The 17,259-nt window shown below is 73.1% G+C and carries 14 protein-coding genes; all 14 read left to right on the forward strand.

The annotated features are described in order from the left end of the window. Window positions 1-16: 16 nt before the first annotated feature. From AB5J87_RS05280 to AB5J87_RS05345, 14 genes are read left to right on the forward strand one after another with little or no spacing between them, the layout of a single operon-like run. Complete coding sequence (locus AB5J87_RS05280) at window positions 17-2,197, forward strand: bi-domain-containing oxidoreductase (RefSeq protein WP_369374453.1); 2,181 nt, start codon at window positions 17-19, stop codon at window positions 2,195-2,197. After that, window positions 2,194-4,158: an alginate lyase family protein gene (locus AB5J87_RS05285; RefSeq protein WP_369374455.1), complete on the forward strand. Its 1,965-nt coding sequence runs from the start codon at window positions 2,194-2,196 to the stop codon at window positions 4,156-4,158. Before AB5J87_RS05280 ends, AB5J87_RS05285 begins: the two co-directional genes overlap by 4 nt. A gap of 16 nt (window positions 4,159-4,174) precedes the next feature. Next, window positions 4,175-5,704: a right-handed parallel beta-helix repeat-containing protein gene (locus tag AB5J87_RS05290; RefSeq protein WP_369374457.1), complete on the forward strand. Its 1,530-nt coding sequence runs from the start codon at window positions 4,175-4,177 to the stop codon at window positions 5,702-5,704. Between the two features lies 1 nt (window position 5,705). After that, on the forward strand, window positions 5,706-6,992 hold the full coding sequence (locus tag AB5J87_RS05295; RefSeq protein WP_369374459.1) for an O-antigen ligase domain-containing protein: 1,287 nt from the start codon (window positions 5,706-5,708) through the stop codon (window positions 6,990-6,992). A gap of 8 nt (window positions 6,993-7,000) precedes the next feature. Further along, a complete protein-coding gene (locus tag AB5J87_RS05300; RefSeq protein ID WP_369383358.1) occupies window positions 7,001-8,242 on the forward strand; it encodes a glycosyltransferase in 1,242 nt (413 codons plus the stop codon). Further along, on the forward strand, window positions 8,239-9,474 hold the full coding sequence (locus AB5J87_RS05305) for a methyltransferase domain-containing protein (protein WP_369374461.1): 1,236 nt from the start codon (window positions 8,239-8,241) through the stop codon (window positions 9,472-9,474). Before AB5J87_RS05300 ends, AB5J87_RS05305 begins: the two co-directional genes overlap by 4 nt. Continuing rightward, window positions 9,471-10,280: a glucose-1-phosphate cytidylyltransferase gene (locus AB5J87_RS05310; protein ID WP_369374463.1), complete on the forward strand. Its 810-nt coding sequence runs from the start codon at window positions 9,471-9,473 to the stop codon at window positions 10,278-10,280. The genes AB5J87_RS05305 and AB5J87_RS05310 overlap by 4 nt, the downstream gene beginning before the upstream one ends. After that, entirely contained in the window at window positions 10,277-10,924 is a 648-nt protein-coding gene (locus AB5J87_RS05315) for a PIG-L deacetylase family protein (protein ID WP_369374465.1), read from the forward strand. The genes AB5J87_RS05310 and AB5J87_RS05315 overlap by 4 nt, the downstream gene beginning before the upstream one ends. Window positions 10,925-10,927: 3 nt before the next feature. Continuing rightward, on the forward strand, window positions 10,928-11,953 hold the full coding sequence (locus AB5J87_RS05320) for an NAD-dependent epimerase/dehydratase family protein (protein ID WP_369374467.1): 1,026 nt from the start codon (window positions 10,928-10,930) through the stop codon (window positions 11,951-11,953). After that, complete coding sequence (locus AB5J87_RS05325; RefSeq protein WP_369374469.1) at window positions 11,950-13,224, forward strand: DUF4910 domain-containing protein; 1,275 nt, start codon at window positions 11,950-11,952, stop codon at window positions 13,222-13,224. The genes AB5J87_RS05320 and AB5J87_RS05325 overlap by 4 nt, the downstream gene beginning before the upstream one ends. A 5-nt stretch (window positions 13,225-13,229) precedes the next feature. Further along, window positions 13,230-14,540 carry a hypothetical protein gene (locus AB5J87_RS05330; protein WP_369383359.1) on the forward strand — a complete coding sequence of 437 codons (1,311 nt, stop codon included), beginning with the start codon at window positions 13,230-13,232 and terminating at the stop codon, window positions 14,538-14,540. Beyond that, complete coding sequence (locus tag AB5J87_RS05335) at window positions 14,537-15,484, forward strand: glycosyltransferase family 2 protein (RefSeq protein WP_369374471.1); 948 nt, start codon at window positions 14,537-14,539, stop codon at window positions 15,482-15,484. The genes AB5J87_RS05330 and AB5J87_RS05335 overlap by 4 nt, the downstream gene beginning before the upstream one ends. Continuing rightward, window positions 15,481-16,710, forward strand: a complete 1,230-nt coding sequence (locus AB5J87_RS05340) for a polysaccharide pyruvyl transferase family protein (RefSeq protein WP_369374473.1) — start codon at window positions 15,481-15,483, stop codon at window positions 16,708-16,710. Before AB5J87_RS05335 ends, AB5J87_RS05340 begins: the two co-directional genes overlap by 4 nt. Continuing rightward, window positions 16,707-17,258 carry a dTDP-4-dehydrorhamnose 3,5-epimerase family protein gene (locus AB5J87_RS05345; RefSeq protein ID WP_369374475.1) on the forward strand — a complete coding sequence of 184 codons (552 nt, stop codon included), beginning with the start codon at window positions 16,707-16,709 and terminating at the stop codon, window positions 17,256-17,258. The genes AB5J87_RS05340 and AB5J87_RS05345 overlap by 4 nt, the downstream gene beginning before the upstream one ends. The last annotated feature ends 1 nt before the right edge of the window (window position 17,259 follow it).

Here is a 17,259-nt window from a genome sequence, read left to right on the forward strand (position 1 = left end):
AAACAAGAGGACTTCGGTGAAACAGGTCGTACAGAACTACAAGAGCGGCGAGCTGGCGGTGCTCGACGTGCCGGTGCCCGGATGCAAGCCGGGCGGGGTGCTGGTCCGCAGCGCCTTCTCGCTGATATCCACCGGCACCGAGATGATGAAGGTGTCCGAGGCGGGCATGTCGATGCTCGGCAAGGCCCGCTCCCGCCCCGACCAGGTGGCCAAGGTCATGCAGAGCGTGGCCACCAACGGGGTGCCCGCCACCTACCGCAAGGTGATGGGCAAGCTGGACTCCTACACCCCGCTGGGCTACTCGCTGTGCGGGGTGGTCGAGCAGGTCGGCGGCGGTGTCGACGACGTGAAGCCCGGCGACCTGGTGGCCTGCGCGGGCAACGAGCACGCGCTGCACGCCGAGCTGAACTGGGTGCCGAAGAACCTCTACACCCCGGTACCGGACGGGCTGGCGCCGCGCCACGCGGCCTTCGGCACCGTCGGGTCGATCGCGCTGCAGGGCGTGCGCCGCGGCGAGCCCCAGCTGGGCGACGTGGCCCTGGTCATCGGGCTGGGGCTGATCGGGCAGCTGGTGGTGCAGCTCCTCACCGCCGCGGGCGCCCGGGTCGTCGGGGTCGACCCCGACCCGGTCCGCTGCGAGCTGGCCACCCGGCTGGGCGCCGCGGCCTGCGGCGACCCCGAGTCCGCCGCCGTGGAGAGCGCCGTCGCCGAGCTGACCGGCGGCCACGGCGTGGACCAGGTGTATCTGGCCGCCGGGGGCGGCAGCAACCAGCCGGTGGAGCTGGCCGCCCGGCTCTGCCGGGACCGGGGCCGGGTCGTCGACATCGGCAAGTGCCGCCTGGACCTGCCGTGGAACGCGTACTACGAGAAGGAGCTCGACGTCCGGTTCTCCCGCTCCTACGGGCCCGGCCGCTACGACCCGGAGTACGAGCTGGAGGGGCGGGACTACCCGATCGGCTATGTGCGCTGGACCGAGCGCCGCAACCTGGCGTGCTTCCTCGATCTCGCCGCGCGGGGCCGCATCGACGTGGAGCCGCTGGTCTCCCACGTCGCCGACTTCGACGACGCGGTGGAGACGTACCGGAGTCTGAAGGACGGCGAACTCAAGGCCGTGGCCGTGCTGTTCCGCTATCCGGGACAGCCGCGGGAGGCGGTCCAGACGCAGGCGCCGGTGGTGGCCGTGCCCGCCGTGAAGGCGACGTCCGCTCCGGCGCGGTCCGTGCGGGGGCCGGTGCGGCTCGCCTTCGTCGGCGCGGGCAACTACGCCACCTCGATGCTGCTGCCGCACCTGGCCCGGCGCGAGGGCGTCGAGCTGTCGACGGTCGTCACCACGACGGCGCTCTCGGCGGCCAACGCGCAGCGCAAGTTCGGCTTCACCGGGGCGACCACCGACCTCGACGGCGTGCTGGGCGACAAGTCCATCGACGCGGTGTTCGTGGTCACCCGGCACAGCTCGCACGCCGAGCTGGCCCGCAAGGCGCTGCTGGCGGGCAAGACCGTGTTCGTGGAGAAGCCGCTGGCGCTCGACGAGGACGAGCTGGCCGCCGTGCTCGCGGCGGTCGAGGAGTCCGGCAACGACCGGCTCCAGGTGGGCTTCAACCGCCGGTTCGCCCCGCTGCTGCAGGAGGCCAGGACGCAGTTCGGCGACCGGACCGGTCCGGCGAGCCTGCGCTACCTGATCAACGCGGGCCGTCTCGCGCACGGCAGCTGGTACCTCCAGCAGGGCACCGAGGGCTCGCGGTTCGCGGGCGAGGGCGGCCACTTCATCGACACGGCGAGCTGGCTGCTCGGCGCCGACCCGGTGTCGGTGTACGCGGTGGCCGCGCCCGGCAACGAGGACCTCCAGATCGTGCTGGGCTACCCCGACGGCTCCACCGCCACCCTCAGCTATGTGACCACCGGCGCGCCCGGCTTCCCCAAGGAGACGCTGGACCTCGTGGCCGACGGGAAGGTGCTGCGGCTCGACGACTTCGTGCGCGCCTCGGTGCACAGCCGCAAGAAGTGGGTGAGTTCGCATCTGCCCAAGGCCCGGGACAAGGGGCAGAACGCCGAACTGGCCGCGTTCGTGCGGGCCGTGCGGACGGGTGGGCCGATGCCGGTGCCGCTGGAGTCGCTGGTCGCCACCACCGCGGCCACCCTCGCCGTGCACCGGAGCCTGGCCGAGGGCGCACCGGTGACGCTGGCGGCGGCCCGATGACCATGAGCGCGGCCTGGTACCTGCGGCGGCTGTCCCGGATGGGGCCGCGGGAGGTCGGCGGCCGGGCGGGCGACGCGCTGCGCCGGCGCCGCTGGCGGTCGGAGCGGCCCGAGTGCCCGGCCGTGACCGGCGCCCGGTTCACCGCGGTCCTGCCCGCCGGGGCGATCGCCGCGGTGCCGCCGGACGCCGCGAAGCGCCTGGTGGCCGAGGCGGACCGGCTGATGGAGGGGCACGCCGAGTTCTTCGGGGTGGACCGCCACGACCTGGTGGATCCGGACTGGTGGTGCGACCCGAGGACGGGCCGCCGGGCCCCCTGGGGGTACGCCTTCGACGTGCCTTACCGCGACGAGGACGCGGTCGGCGACATCAAGCAGATCTGGGAGCCGTCCCGGCACCAGTACCTCACGGTGCTCGCCGCCGCCTACGCGGTCACCGGCGACGAGCGGTACGCCGAGCGGGTCGCCGGGCATCTGCGGCTGTGGTGGACGGCCAACCCCCCGCTGCGCGGGGTGCACTGGATCAGCGGCATCGAGCTGGGCATCCGGCTGGTGTCCTGGGTGTGGATCCGCCGCCTGCTGGACGGCTGGCCGGGCGCGGCCGACCTGTTCGAGGAGAACCCGGTGGCCCGGAACCAGATCTGGCACCACCAGCGCTGGCTGGCCGCCTTCCCCAGCCGGGGGTCCTCGGCCAACAACCACGTCGTCGCCGAGGCCGCCGGGCAGTTCGCCGCGGCCTGCGCGTTCGGGTGGTTCCCCTCCTCCGCGCGCTGGCGCGCCGACGCGCTGCGCTCGCTGGAGCGGCACCTGCGCGCCAACACCTTCCCCTCCGGGCTCAACCGCGAACTGGCCACCGAGTACCACGGGCTGGTCCTCGAACTCGGGCTGGCCGCGCTGGCCGAGGCGGACGCGGCCGGTGTCCCGGTCCCGTCGACCGTACGGCTGGTGCTGCTGCGGATGACGGACGCGCTCGCGGCCGTGGTGGACAACCGGTTGCGGCCACCGCGCCAGGGCGACGCGGACGACGGGTACGGGCTGGTCGTGGACGGCGCGGGCACCGACCGGTGGGGCTCACTGCTCGCCACCGGCGGCGCGGTGTTCGGCCGGCTCGCCTGGTGGCCACGGGTGCCCGGCACCGATGTGCGCACCCCGCTGCTGGCCGCGCTGGTCCGCCCGTACGGCAAGGCGGGATCGGTACCGGCGGTGACCCGCCCGGCGAGCCGCCCCGGGCACTTCGCGGACGCGGGGCTCACCGTTCTGCGCGGCCCGGGAGAGATCTGGTGCCGGTGCGACGGCGGCCCGCACGGCTTCCTGTCGATCGCCGCGCACGCCCACGCGGACGCGCTGTCGCTTGAGGTGCGGCACGACGGCGTCGACGTGCTCGCCGACCCGGGCACGTACTGCTACCACGGGCAGCCCGAGTGGCGGCGCTACTTCCGCTCGACGCTGGGCCACAACACGCTGGAGCTGGACGGCGAGGACCAGTCGCTCTCCGGCGGCCCGTTCCTGTGGACCCGGCACGCCCGCAGCCGCGTCCTGGCCGCCGACACGTCCGGCGGGTCGGGGGTGGCCCGCTGGTCGGCCGAGCACGACGGCTACCGGTCCGCCACCCATCGGCGACGGGTGGAACTGACCGCCGTGACACGGCAGTTGCGGGTGGTGGACGAGGTGCGCGGCGACGGCCGCCGCGAGGTGCGCCTGGCGTTCCACCTGGGCCCGGCGATCGCCGTGGAGCTGGTGGAGAACCGGGCGGAGCTCACCTGGACCCGGGACGGCGAGGACCGCTCGGCGGTGCTCGAACTGCCCGGCCAGCTGCGCTGGCGGGCGCACCGCGGCGAGAGCGAGCCGCCGCTGGGCTGGTACTCCCCGGGGTTCGGGCGCAAGGAGCCCGCCACCACGCTGGTCGGCACCGGATTCGCCGACGGGGCGCGGGAGTTCACGACCGTACTCGGATTCCACGGCTAGGGCGGAGGGAGGACACGTGGGGATCATGTGGCGGCACTGGGCGCTGCCCGCGGCGCTGCTGACGCTCGCCCTGCCGGCGGCGACCGGCTGCACCAGCACGCCGGGCGACCCCGCGGCGCAGCCGACCGACCGGCTGTCCACGTCCACGTCCGTGGCCCGGGTCTGCGCCAAGCCGCCGGCCGGGCCCGCGCGGGCACCGGCGGGCGCGGTGGAGGTCGACCCGGCGACGGCGGGCGACCTCGCCACGAAGACCAAGAGCAGCCCGGCGCACACCACGTTCTGGCTGGGGCCGGGCACGCACCGGCTGGCGCCGGACCGCTACGCCCAGGTCGTGCCCAAGGACGGGGACACCTATATCGGTGCGCCCGGCGCGGTGCTCGACGGCCGGGGGACCAACCAGTACGCGTTCGGCGGCACCGCCCAGGACGTCACCCTGCGCTATCTGACCGTCCAGGGCTTCACCGCGCCGCAGAACGAGGGCGTGGTCAACCACGATTCGGCCGACGGGTGGGTCGTCGAGCACTCGGCGATCCAGCACAACTCCGGCGCCGCGCTGATGGCCGGGGCCCGTCAGCAGGTGCGCGCCAACTGCCTGCGCGGCAACGGCCAGTACGGCCTCAACGCGTACAAGGACGGCGCGCCCCTCACCGGCCTGGTGATCGAGGGCAACGAGATCGTCGGCAACAACACCGACGACTGGGAGCGGCGCAAGCCGGGCTGCGGCTGCACCGGGGGCGCCAAGTTCTGGGCCGTCAACGGCGCGGACGTACGCGGCAACTGGGTGCACGACAACCGCGGGCCCGGGCTGTGGGCGGACACCAACAACAACGACTTCCGCATCGAGAACAACGTGCTCGAAGCCAACGACGGGGCCGCGCTCATCTATGAGACCAGCTACAACGCGGTCATCCGCGACAACACGATCCGGCGCAACAACTGGGTGGAGGGCCGCAAGTACGCCGACCGGGGCGACTCGTTCCCGTATCCGACCATCTACCTCTCCGAGTCCGGCGGCGAGCCACGGATCAAGGCCCGCACCAACAAGATCGAGATCTATCGGAACGTGCTGGAGAACAACTGGTCCGGCATCACCCTGTGGGAGAACGCCGACCGGTTCTGCAACAGCCCGGCCAACACCTCCTCCGGCGACTGCACCCTGCTGGTGCCGCACGCCGACCGGTGCGCGCGTCCGGCGATCACGAGCGCGCCGCTCTACACGGACTGCCGGTGGAAGACCCAGCGGGTGGACATCCACGACAACCGCTTCCTGCTGGACACCTCCGTCGTCGACTGCACGGCCAAGTGCGACCGCATGGCGGTGCTGGCCAACTACGGCACCTACCCGGACTGGTCGCCGTACCAGGGCGAGCGGGTGGCGGACTCCATCACCCTCAAGCAGCAGAACCGCTGGCACGACAACACCTACATCGGGCCGTGGAAGTTCACCGTCCACGACCCGAGCCGGGTCCTCGACTTCGTGCAGTGGCAGAGCACTCCCTACCAGCAGGACCTGGGGAGCACCTTCACCCCGGCGGCGGGTGGTTGAGATGGACCGGCACGCGATGCGCGGCGGACCGGACACCGGCGACGGGCGGACGGAGGCCGCCCCGCGCCCGGCCGGGGCGCCGAGGGCGGTCGGGATCGTCTGGGGGCTGCTGATCCTCAACACGCTCGGCTCCACCGGGGCGAAGACCATCGTGCCGCTGCCGCGCTCCCTGATCCAGCTGGTCACCATGGGTTCGCTGGTCGCCGCGTTCGCGCTGGCGCTCGCCGTCAACCTGCGGCTGCGCATCCGCTCCAGCTCGTTCCTGCTGCTGCTCACGCTGCTGCTGGTGCCGAGCCTGATCTCCAGCGCGCATCTGGAGTCCGGGTTCGGCGCGCTGTTCCGGTGCGGCCGGCTGATGCTGTTCGTCGCCACGCTGTGGCTGCTCAGCCGCTGGTGGGACGGCGGCTCGACGTTCGTGCGGCACCACATCCGCATGTACTTCGCCGTCCTCGGCTCGGTGGCCGCCGGGCTGCTCGTCTCCCCGGGCGCGGCCCTGCCCGACCTCTACGGCGGACGTCTGGTCGGCGCGCTGTGGCCGCTCACACCGCCGCAGATCGGCCAGTACGCGGCGGTGATCATCGGGCTGAGCGTGCTGCTCCTGCTGGGCCGCGAGACCGACCGGAAGAGCGCCGCGCTGGTCATCGTGCCCTCGCTCGTCCTGCTCGTGCTCACCCACACCCGCACGGCCACGCTCGGCCTGATCATCGGTCTGCTGCTGGCGATCGGCTCGCTCGTGCTGACCAGCGCCGCCGCCCGCCGCTTCTTCTCCTGGGCGGTGCTGTGCGCCCTGGTGGCCGCGGTGGCGCTCAGCTCCCTGCTCCAGGCATGGTTCCTGCGCGGCCAGGACAAGGAGAACTTCTCCAGCCTCACCGGCCGGGCCAAGGTCTGGGACGCCCTGCTGGCCGCGCCCCGGACGCCCGTGGAGCAGGTGTTCGGGGTGGGCCTGGGCGACAAGTCGTTCGGCGGGCTGCCCATCGACAACAGCTGGCTGGCCGTCTACAACGAGCAGGGCCTGGCCGGGATCGGCCTGGTGGCGGCGGTCTTCCTGGTCCTGGGCGGCGTCGCGCTGCTGCGCCCGCCGTCGCTGTCGAGGGCCTGCGCGATCTTCCTGATCAGCTACTGCGCGATCGCCTCGTACACCGAGGCCGGGCTGGGTGACGCCTCGCCGTACCTGCTGCATCTGACCGTCGCCGCCTCCCTGCTGGCGGCACCCGGCGCGGCCACGGCCCCGTCGGCATCCGCAGTTCCCCGACGACACGTCCCGCGCTGGACCCGGGATCGGAGGTGACCCCCACCATGCACGTCCTCGTGGTGCACAACCGCTACTCCTCGGCGCAGCCGAGCGGGGAGAACAAGGTCGTCGACCAGGAAGTGGAGCTGCTGCGCGCGGCGGGCCACCGGGTCGGCCTCTTCGAGCGGCGCAGCGACGACATCGCAGCGCGCTCGCTGCCGTCCAAGGCCGCGCTGCCGCTGCTCGTGCCCTGGAACCCGGCGGTCCGCAAGGAGCTGGCCGCCCGGCTGCGCGCCGAGCGGCCGGACGTGGTCCACGTCCACAACGTCTTCCCGCTGCTGTCGCCCGCGGTGCTCGCCGCGTGCGCCGACGCCGGGGTGCCCGCCGTCGCCACCCTGCACAACTACACCCAGGTGTGCCCGCCCGGCACGCTCCAGCGGGACGGCGCGCCCTGCACCGAGTGCGTGGGCGCGACGCCGCTGCCCGCCGTGCGGCACGGCTGCTACCGCGGCTCCCGGCTCGCGACGGTGCCGCTCGCGGTCAGCCTGTCGGTCAACCGGCGCCGCTGGTGGTCCGGCGTGGAGCGGTTCTTCTGCATCTCCGCGGCGCAGCGCGACGTGCTGGTGCGGGCGGGCATGCCGGCGGAGCGGCTGGCCGTGAAGCACAACTTCGTGCCCGAGCCGGGCGTGCACCGGGAGGGCGACGGCGAGCACGTGCTGTATCTGGGGCGGCTCGCGGAGGCCAAGGGCGTACGGCTGCTGATGGCCGCCTGGGACGCGCTCGCCGCCGACGGCGGGGTGGGCGTGCCGCTCGTGATCGCCGGAACGGGACCGCTGGAGGCGGAGGTCACCGCGTGGGCGGCGGGCCGCGACGACGTGCGGTTCGTCGGCCTGTACGACACGGACCAGTGCCGGCGGGCCGTCGCCCGCTCGGTCGCCGTGGTGGCCCCCTCGACGTGGCTGGAGGCGTTCGGCCTGGTGGTGGTGGAGGCGATGGCGGCGGGCGTCCCGGTCGTCGCCGCCGGGCACGGCGCCTTCACCGAACTCGTCGAGGACGGGGTGACCGGGCTGCTGCACCGGCCGGGCGAGGCCGCCTCGCTGGCGTCGTGCCTGCGCCGGATCACGGCCGGACCGGCCGTCAACCAGGAGATGGGCCGGGCGGCCCGGAGCCGGTACGAGCGGGGCTTCAGCCCGGCCGTCGGCCTGGAGCGCCTGGTGGAGGAGTACCGGACCGCGATCGCGGGTCGGTCAGCACATGCTCGCGACGGGGACGTCCGCGCGGGCAGGGGGGATGGGGGCAGTAAATGACACATTGCCGACTGTGCGGCTCGGAGGCGATGGCGAGCGTCGTCGACCTCGGGGCGACGCCACCGTGCGAGAGCTTCCTCGCCGCGGAACAACTGGATCTCGCGGAGCCCGCGTATCCGCTGCACCTGCGGGTCTGCACCGACTGCTGGCTGGCGCAGATCCCGCCGCTGATCACGCCGGAGGACACGTTCAGCGAGTACGCGTACTTCTCCTCGTACTCGACGTCGTGGGTGGAGCACGCGCGCGCCTTCGTCGCCGGCGCGGTGGAGCGGGTGGGGCTCGGCCCCGACGCCTTCGTGGTCGAGGTCGCCAGCAACGACGGATATCTGCTGCGGCACGTCGTGGACCGGGGGATCCGCTGCCTGGGCATCGAGCCGTCGGTGAACGTCGGAGCCGCCGCGCGCGAGGCGGGCGTGCCCACGCTCACCGAGTTCCTGGGGCCCGGCACCGGCGCGGCCGTCCGCGCCGAGCACGGCCCGGCGGACCTGGTGGTCGCCAACAACGTGTACGCGCACATCCCCGACGTGGTCGGGTTCACCCAGGGGCTGCGCGCCCTGGTCGCCGACGACGGCTGGGTCTCCATCGAGGTGCAGCACCTGCTGACCCTGATCGAGGAGAACCAGTACGACACGATCTACCACGAGCACTTCCAGTACTACACGGTCGCCGCCGCCGCGCGGGCGCTGGCGAGCGGCGGGCTCACCCTCGTGGACGTCGAGCTGCTGCCCACGCACGGCGGCTCGATCCGGCTGTGGGCCCGGCCGGCCGAGGTGGCGGGCGCGCCGAGCCGGCAGGTGGCCGAGGTGCTGGACCGGGAGAAGGCGGCCGGGCTCCAGGAGCTGTCCGGGTACACCGAGTTCTCCGCGCGGGTGGCCAAGGTGCGCCGCGACCTCCTCAAGTTCCTGATCGAGGCGGCCGAGCGCGGTGAGACGGTGGTCGGCTACGGCGCCCCCGGCAAGGGCAACACCCTGCTCAACCACTGCGGCATCCGGCCCGACCTGCTCGCGTACACGGTCGACCGCAACCCCTACAAGCACGGCAGGTTCACCCCGGGCACCCGGATTCCCGTCCTCGCGCCCGAGCGGATCGCCGCGGACAAGCCGGACTACGTCCTGATCCTGCCGTGGAACCTGCGGGCCGAACTGGTCGAGCAGCTGTCCTATGTGCACGAGTGGGGCGGCCGACTGGTCTTCCCCATACCGGAACTGAGCATTGTCGAGGCGAAGTCATGAAGGTCGTTCTTTTCTGCGGCGGTTACGGGCTGCGCATGCGCAACGGTGACTCCGACGACATGCCCAAACCGATGGCGATGGTCGGACCCCGGCCGCTGATCTGGCACGTCATGCGCTACTACGCGTACTTCGGGCACAAGGAGTTCATCCTGTGCCTGGGATACGGGGCCCATCACATCAAGGACTTCTTCCTCAACTACCAGGAGACGACGTCCAACGACTTCGTCCTGTCCAACGGGCGCGTCGACCTGCTGTCCACCGACATCGCCGACTGGAAGATCACCTTCGCGCAGACCGGCACCGAGTCGCCCATCGGCGAGCGGCTGCGCCGGGTGCGGCACCATCTGGACGGCGACGAGATGTTCCTCGCCAACTACGCCGACGTGCTCACCGACGCCCCGCTGCCGGAGATGATCGACCGGTTCGAGCGGCGCGACGCCGGCGCGTCGATGATGGTGGTCCCGCCGCAGTCCTCGTTCCACTGCGTGGAGCTGGGCGACGACGGCCTGGTGGGGGGCATCACCGCGGTCGGCGAGCTGCCGCTGTGGGAGAACGGCGGCTACTTCGTGCTGCGCCAGGAGGTCTTCGACCACATCCCCGAGAACGGCGACCTGGTGGCCGACGGATGCACCGGACTGGCCAAGCAGGGACGGCTGGTGGCGCACCAGCACCGCGGTTTCTGGAAGCCGACCGACACCGTCAAGGAGCGGGCCGCGCTCGACGCCTCCTACGCCCGGGGCGACCGCCCGTGGGCCGTGTGGGAGCGCGGCGGCGCGGACGCGGGCACCAGAGCGAGGACCGCGTGATCCGGCTCGGCACCGGACGCCTGGACCGGATCGTCGCGGTCGGCGCCCACTGCGACGACATCGCCATCGGCGCGGGCGGCACCCTGCTCACCCTGTGCCGCGCGCATCCGGGCGTGCGCGTCGAGGCGCTGGTGCTCTCCGGCGGCGGCAGCGAGCGCGAGGAGGAGGAGCGGGCCGCGCTGGCCGCCTTCTGCCCGGGTGCCGAACTCGGCCTGACCGTGCTGAAGTTGCCGGACGGACGGCTGCCCGCGCGGTGGGAGGAGGCCAAGGCCGCGGTGGAGGAGCTGCGCTCGCGGTGCGAGCCGGACCTGATCCTGGCGCCGCGCACCGACGACGCGCACCAGGACCACCGGGGCCTGGCGCGGCTGGTGCCCACCGCGTTCCGCGACCACCTCGTGCTCGGCTACGAGATCGTCAAGTGGGACGGGGACCTCGGCCGCCCGGTGGCCTACCAGCCGCTGTCGACCGAGACCGCCGAGGAGAAGGTGCGGCTGCTGCAGGAGCACTACCCCTCGCAGCGGCACCGGCCCTGGTACGACCGGGAGGCTTTCCTGGGCCTCGCACGCATCCGCGGTATCGAATGCCACGCGCGTTACGCCGAGGCGTTCGCCGTCACCAAACTCACTCTCGACCTGGGGGAATGAACCTTGCGCGTACTGCTGACCGGACACCAGGGCTACCTGGGCACCGTGATGGCCCCGGTCCTGGCCGCGGCCGGGCACGAGGTCGTCGGGCTCGACTCCGGCCTCTTCGCCGACTGCGTCCTGGGCCCGCCGCCCGCCGACCCGGCCGGACACCGGGTGGACCTGCGGGACGTCACGGCCGAGCACGTGGCCGGGGTGGACGCCGTGATCCATCTGGCCGCGCTCTCCAACGACCCGCTGGGCTCGCTGGCGCCCGAGCTCACCTACGACATCAACCACCACGCGTCCGTACGGCTGGCGCGGCTGGCCCGCGAGGCCGGTGTGCGGCGCTTCCTGTACGCCTCGACGTGCTCGGTGTACGGGGCCGCGGGCGGCGGCGAGCTGGTGGCCGAGGACGCCCCGCTGCGGCCGGTGACGCCGTACGCGGAGTCCAAGGTGCGGGTGGAGGGCGATCTGCACGATCTGGCCGACGGCGACTTCAGCCCGGTGTACATGCGCAACGCCACCGCCTTCGGCTACTCCCCCCGGCTGCGCGCGGACATCGTCCTGAACAACCTGGTGGGCCACGCGCTGCTCTCCGGCGAGGTCCTGGTGCTCTCCGACGGCACCCCCTGGCGCCCGCTGGTGCACGCGGCCGACATCGCGCGGGCCTTCACGGCCGCGCTGGAGGCGCCGCGCGAGGCGGTGCACGACCGGGCGTTCAACATCGGCAGCGAGACCAACAACGTCACGGTGGCCGAGATAGCCGAGCGGGTGGCCGACGCGGTGTCCGGGGCGAAGGTGCGGATCACCGGGGAGAACGGCGCCGACCCGCGCTCCTACCGCGTGGACTTCTCCCGCTTCCGCGCGGCGGTCCCCGGCTTCGACTGCGAGTGGACGGTCGAGCGGGGCGCGCGCGAACTCGCCGACGCCTACCGCGAGTTCGGGCTGACCAAGGAGGGCTTCGAGCAGCGCTTCACCCGTCTGGCCGTGCTGCGCGCGGCCTCCGGGGCGGGCACCGTCGACGACACCCTGCGGTGGCGCCGATGACCACGGTCGGCGCACAGATGCACGCCCTGGTGGAACGGCTGTACCCGCTGTGCCGGAGCATCACCGGCGACGGTGTGCGCGCCACCCTGGACATCGTCGGGGAGTACGTTCCGCTCCAGGTCCACGAGGTGGCGACGGGGACGCAGGTGCTCGACTGGACGGTTCCGCAGGAGTGGAACATCAAGGACGCGTACGTCGCCGACGCCTCGGGCCGCCGGGTCGTCGACTTCGCCGCGTCCAGCCTGCACGTGCTCGGCTACAGCGTGCCGGTGTCGGCGACCATGCCGCTGGCCGAACTGCGCCCGCATCTGCACACCCTGCCGGAGCACCCGGCCTGGGTGCCGTACCGCACCAGCTACTACCAGCCGGAATGGGGTTTCTGCCTGGCCCAGGAGACCCTGGACGCGCTGCCCGAGGGCGACTACGAGGTGTGCGTCGACTCCACGCTCGCCGACGGCCACCTCACCTACGCCGAGCACGTCGTGCCCGGCCGGACCGCCGACGAGGTGATCGTCTCCTGCCACGTCTGCCATCCGTCGCTGGCCAACGACAACCTGGCCGGCATCGCGGTGGCGGTGTTCCTGGCCAGGGCGCTCGCGGAGCGGAACCCCCACTACACCTACCGGTTCGTCTTCGCGCCCGGCACCATCGGGGCGATCACCTGGCTGGCCCGCAACGCGGAGCGGATCGACCGGGTCAAGCACGGTCTGGTGCTGGCCTGCGCCGGTGACCGGGGGCAGTTGACGTACAAGCAGAGCAGGCGCGGCGACGCGGAGATCGACCGGGTGCTGCGGCACGTCCTCGCGGAGTCCGAACGCCCGCACCAGATCAAGGAGTTCACTCCGTACGGCTATGACGAGCGGCAGTACTGCTCGCCCGGGTTCGACCTCGGCGTGGGCTCGCTCAGCCGGACCCCGTACGCCGGGTATCCCGAGTACCACACCTCGGCCGACAACCCGGACTTCGTCTCCCCGGAGGCGATGGCGGACACCCTGGCGGTGTGCCGCGAGGCGTTCTCCGTACTCGACCGCAACCGGCGGTACGTCAACCTCAGCCCGTACGGCGAGCCGCAGTTGGGGCGGCGCGGGCTGTACGACGCGCTCGGTGGCCGCAGCGACACCAAAGAGGCGCAGATGGCCATGTTGTGGGTGCTCAGCCTCTCCGACGGCGAGTGCTCGCTGCTGGACGTCGCCGAACGGTCCGGGCTGCCGTTCGAGACCGTCGCCGCCGCGGCCGACGCGCTGCGCGGCGCCGATCTGATCAAGGCGTGACGCGGATGACCGCGGAGAGCGAGGAGACGATGGCCGCGGCGGCCCAGGCGGGGCCCGCCCGGTCGACCGCCAAGCGGGCCATGTTCGGCCGGCTGTCCTGGGGCCTGGCCGACCAGGCGGCCTCCAGCATGTCCAACTTCGCGGTGGGCATCTATGTGGCGCGCTCGCTGGGGCCGGCCGCGTTCGGCGTCTTCAGCCTGGTGTGGGTGACCTACGGCGTGGTGCTCAACGTCTCCCGGGGGCTGGCCACCGACCCGCTGGTGGTCCGCTTCAGCGCCGTGCCGCGGGAGTCCTGGCGCGCGGCGGTGGCCCGCTCGTCGGGGACCGCGCTCGGCGTCGGCACCGCGCTCGGCGCGGTGTGCCTGGCGGTCGGGCTCTGCCTGGGCGGCAGCGTGGGGCCCGCGTTCACCGTCCTGGGCGTCGTGCTGCCCGCGCTGCTGCTCCAGGACTCCTGGCGGTACGCGTTCTTCGCGTCCGGCGCCGGGCAGAAGGCGTTCGTCAACGACGTCGTGTGGGGCGTCGCCCTCGTCCCGGCCCTGGTGGTGGCGGCCCAGGTGGACAGCGTGGCCGCCTTCGTGCTCGCCTGGGGCGCCTCCGCCGGGGTGGCCGCGGCCTACGGCTGCCTCCAGAGCGGCATCCGCCCCCGCCCCGCCGAGGCGCGGGGGTGGCTGCGCGAACAGCGCGACCTGGGCTACCGCTATCTGGTCGAGAACGTCAGCCTCAGCGGCGCGAGCCAGCTGCGGGCGTACGGGCTCGGTGTGATCGTCGGGGTCAGCGCGGTCGGCGCGGTGCGCGGCGCCGAACTGCTGCTCGGCCCGTTCCTCGCCGTACTGATGGGGCTGTCGCTGGTCACGGTCCCGGAGGCGGCGCGCGTGCTGCGGCAGGCCCCGCACCGCCTCGGCTCGTTCTGTCTGATGCTGGGCGGCGGGCAGGCCGCCGCGGCACTGCTGTGGGGCGGGGCGCTCCTGGTGATGCCCGACCGGCTCGGCGAACTGGCGCTGGGCAGCGTCTGGCACGCCTCCTCGCACCTCGTCCTGCCGGTCACCCTCGCCGTCGCGGGCGCGGGCCTCGGCACCGGCGCGGCGGCCGGGCTGCGGGCGCTCGGCGCGGCCCGGCTCAGCCTGCGCTGCCAGCTGATCGCCTCCGTCTGCTACGTCAGCGGCGGGCTCGGCGGGGCGGCCCTGGCGGGCACGGCCGGCTCGGCCTGGGGCGTCGCCACCGCCACCGTCGGCAGCTCGGCCGTGTGGTGGCTGCACCTGCGCGGCGCCCTGCGCGCGCACCATCACCAAACCATCCCCGAAGTGAGGACCCCATGACCGCCCACCCCAGGCTGAGCATCGGCCTGCCCGTGTACAACGGCGAGGAGTACCTGGCCGAGTCGCTCGACGCGCTGCTCGGCCAGACGTACGAGGACTTCGAGCTGGTCATCTCCGACAACGCCTCGACCGACGGGACCGAGGACCTCTGCCGCCGCTACGCCGCGAAGGACTCGCGCATCCGCTATCTGCGCCTGCCCCGCAACATCGGCGCCACCCCGAACCACAACCGGGTGTTCGCCCAGTCCCGCGGCGAGCTCTTCAAGTGGGCCTCGCACGACGACCTGTACGCCCGGGACCTGCTGCGGCGCTGTGTGGAGGCGCTGGACGAGCGGCCGGACGTGATCCTCGCCCACTCCGACCAGGCGGTGATCGACGGCGACGGGCGGCTGAAGGTCCCCTACGAGTACAAGATCTCCACGGATTCGCCGCGCGCGCCGGAGCGCTTGCGCGGTCTGCTCTTCGAGCCCGGCGGCGACGACTTCTACGGGGTGCTCCGTGCCGACGTGCTGCGCCGGGTGAAGCCGCTCGACAGCTACCACCACGCGGACCGCACCTTCGTCGCCGAGATCGCCCTGCACGGGCGCTTCCACCAGGTGCCGGAGCTGCTGTACTTCCGCCGCGACCACCCCACCCGCGCCGAGCGGGCGAACCCCTCCAAGCGCGCCCGGTGCGTCAACCTGGACCCGCGCCGGGCGGGCCCGCTCCACCCGACGCCCCGGCTGCTGGCCGAGTACGTCGCGGGCTTCGTCGCGGCGATCCGGCGGGCGCCGCTCTCCTCGGCCGACCGGCGCGCCTGCTACCGCCATCTGTCGGCGTGGATGGCCAGCCGGGCCCGGCCGGGCGCGGGCGAGCGGGTCGAGGACCGCGCCCCCGTCGACCCCGGCCGCATCGACGTCGACATCGACGCCGTCGTCGCCGGGCGCGAGGGGCGGCGGCCATGACGTCCGTGCGCCGACGCCCTTTGAGGGTCGGGGTGTTCGGGCTGCTCGGCTCCGGCAACCTCGGCAACGACGGGTCGCTGGAGGCCGTCCTCGGATATGTGCGCGCCCGGCACCCGGAGGCGGTCGTGGACGCGCTGTGCGGCGGCCCCGAGGCGGTCCGGGCGCGGTTCGGGATCGCCGCGACACGGCTGCACTGGTACCGCGGCGAGTACCGGACCGCGTCGCGCGCGGGCGCGGTCGCGGGCAAGGCGGCGGGCAAGCTCGTCGACGTCTTCCGCACCGCCTCCTGGGTGCGGCGGCACGACGTGGTGATCGTGCCGGGGATGGGCGTCCTGGAGGCCACCCTGCCGCTGCGGCCGTGGGGCTTCCCGTACGCGCTGTTCCTGCTCTGCGCCTCCGGCCGGGCGTTCGGCACCAGGGTCGCGCTGGTCAGCGTCGGCGCCGCCGAGATCCGCGACCGGCCGACCCGCGCCCTGGTGCGCTGGTCGGGGCGGCTGGCCGCCTACCGCTCCTACCGGGACGCCCCGTCCCGCGCCGCCATGCGGGCGATGGGCGTGGACACCTCGCGCGACGAGGTCTACCCGGACGTGGCGTTCGCCCTGCCCGCTCCCCCGGCCGGCCCTCCCGGAACCCCGGGCCTGGTCTGCGTCGGGGTGATGGCCTTCCACGGCGGCAACGACGACCGGGCGCAGGCCGAGGAGATCCACCGGCGCTACCTCGACGGGACGATCCGTTTCGTGCGCGCGCTGGTCGAGGCGGGCCGGCCGGTCCGGCTGCTCACCGGTGACGGGGTCGACCGGCCGGTGGTCACCGCGATCCTGGAAGCGGTCGGCTCGCCGCTGCTCACCGCCGCCGAACCGGCCTCACTGGCCGATCTGATGACGGAGATGGCCGCCGCCGACACCGTGGTGGCGACCCGCTACCACAACCTGATCTGCGCCCTGAAGACCGGCACGCCGACGCTCGCCCTGACCTATGCGGCCAAGAGCGACGCGCTCATGGACCGGATGGGCCTCGGCGCGTACTGCCATCCGGCGCGCGCGGTCGACGCCGACCGGCTGCTGGAGCAGTTCCGGTCGCTGGAGAAGCAGTCGGCCGAGCTGCGCGAGACCCTCGTCGAGCGCAACCAGGCCGCCGTACGGCAGCTGGACGACCAGTTCGCCGCCCTGGACTCGGTGCTGTTCGCGGCGACCGACCACGCACACGCGCAGCGGGAGAGCACATGAAGGTGACCGAAGTCCCCACGATCGACGGGGCGTTCCTGTTCGAGCCGACGCCCTACGCCGACGAGCGCGGCTTCTTCTGCCGCACCTTCGACGCCGACGTGGTGCGCTCGGCCGGCCTGGATCCGCACGCCTTCCTCCAGGACAGCGTGTCCCGCTCGGCCCGGGGCGTGCTGCGCGGTCTGCACCTGCGCTCCGGCGCCGGGGAGGCCAAGCTCGTGCGCTGCTCGTACGGGAGGATCTTCGATGTCGTCGTGGACCTGCGGGCGGACTCGCCGACCTATCTGGGCCGCGCCTTCTTCGAGCTGTCCGGCGAGACGCAGGCCACCCTGTACATCCCGGCGGGCTGCGCGCACGGCTTCCAGGCCCTGACGGAGACCGCCGACACCTCGTACCGGATCGACCGGCCGCATGATCCGGCCGAAGACGTGACGATCGCCTTCGACGACCCGGAACTCGCCATTCCGTGGCCGCTGCCGGTCACTTCCGTCTCCCCGCGTGACCGGGAGGCCCCAAACCTTGCGGAGGTCCTGAAGCAACAGATGAGGTGAG

The organism is Streptomyces sp. cg36, assembly GCF_041080675.1.
Classification (GTDB): Bacteria; Actinomycetota; Actinomycetes; order Streptomycetales; family Streptomycetaceae; genus Streptomyces.

Coding starts and splice junctions, on each gene's coding strand:
- AB5J87_RS05305 (WP_369374461.1), top strand. CDS start 8,239: ATGACACATTGCCGACTGTGCGGCTCGGAGGCGATGGCGAGCGTCGTC.
- AB5J87_RS05285 (WP_369374455.1), top strand. CDS start 2,194: ATGACCATGAGCGCGGCCTGGTACCTGCGGCGGCTGTCCCGGATGGGG.
- AB5J87_RS05330 (WP_369383359.1), top strand. CDS start 13,230: ATGACCGCGGAGAGCGAGGAGACGATGGCCGCGGCGGCCCAGGCGGGG.
- AB5J87_RS05340 (WP_369374473.1), top strand. CDS start 15,481: ATGACGTCCGTGCGCCGACGCCCTTTGAGGGTCGGGGTGTTCGGGCTG.
- AB5J87_RS05335 (WP_369374471.1), top strand. CDS start 14,537: ATGACCGCCCACCCCAGGCTGAGCATCGGCCTGCCCGTGTACAACGGC.
- AB5J87_RS05325 (WP_369374469.1), top strand. CDS start 11,950: ATGACCACGGTCGGCGCACAGATGCACGCCCTGGTGGAACGGCTGTAC.
- AB5J87_RS05300 (WP_369383358.1), top strand. CDS start 7,001: ATGCACGTCCTCGTGGTGCACAACCGCTACTCCTCGGCGCAGCCGAGC.
- AB5J87_RS05295 (WP_369374459.1), top strand. CDS start 5,706: ATGGACCGGCACGCGATGCGCGGCGGACCGGACACCGGCGACGGGCGG.
- AB5J87_RS05345 (WP_369374475.1), top strand. CDS start 16,707: ATGAAGGTGACCGAAGTCCCCACGATCGACGGGGCGTTCCTGTTCGAG.
- AB5J87_RS05310 (WP_369374463.1), top strand. CDS start 9,471: ATGAAGGTCGTTCTTTTCTGCGGCGGTTACGGGCTGCGCATGCGCAAC.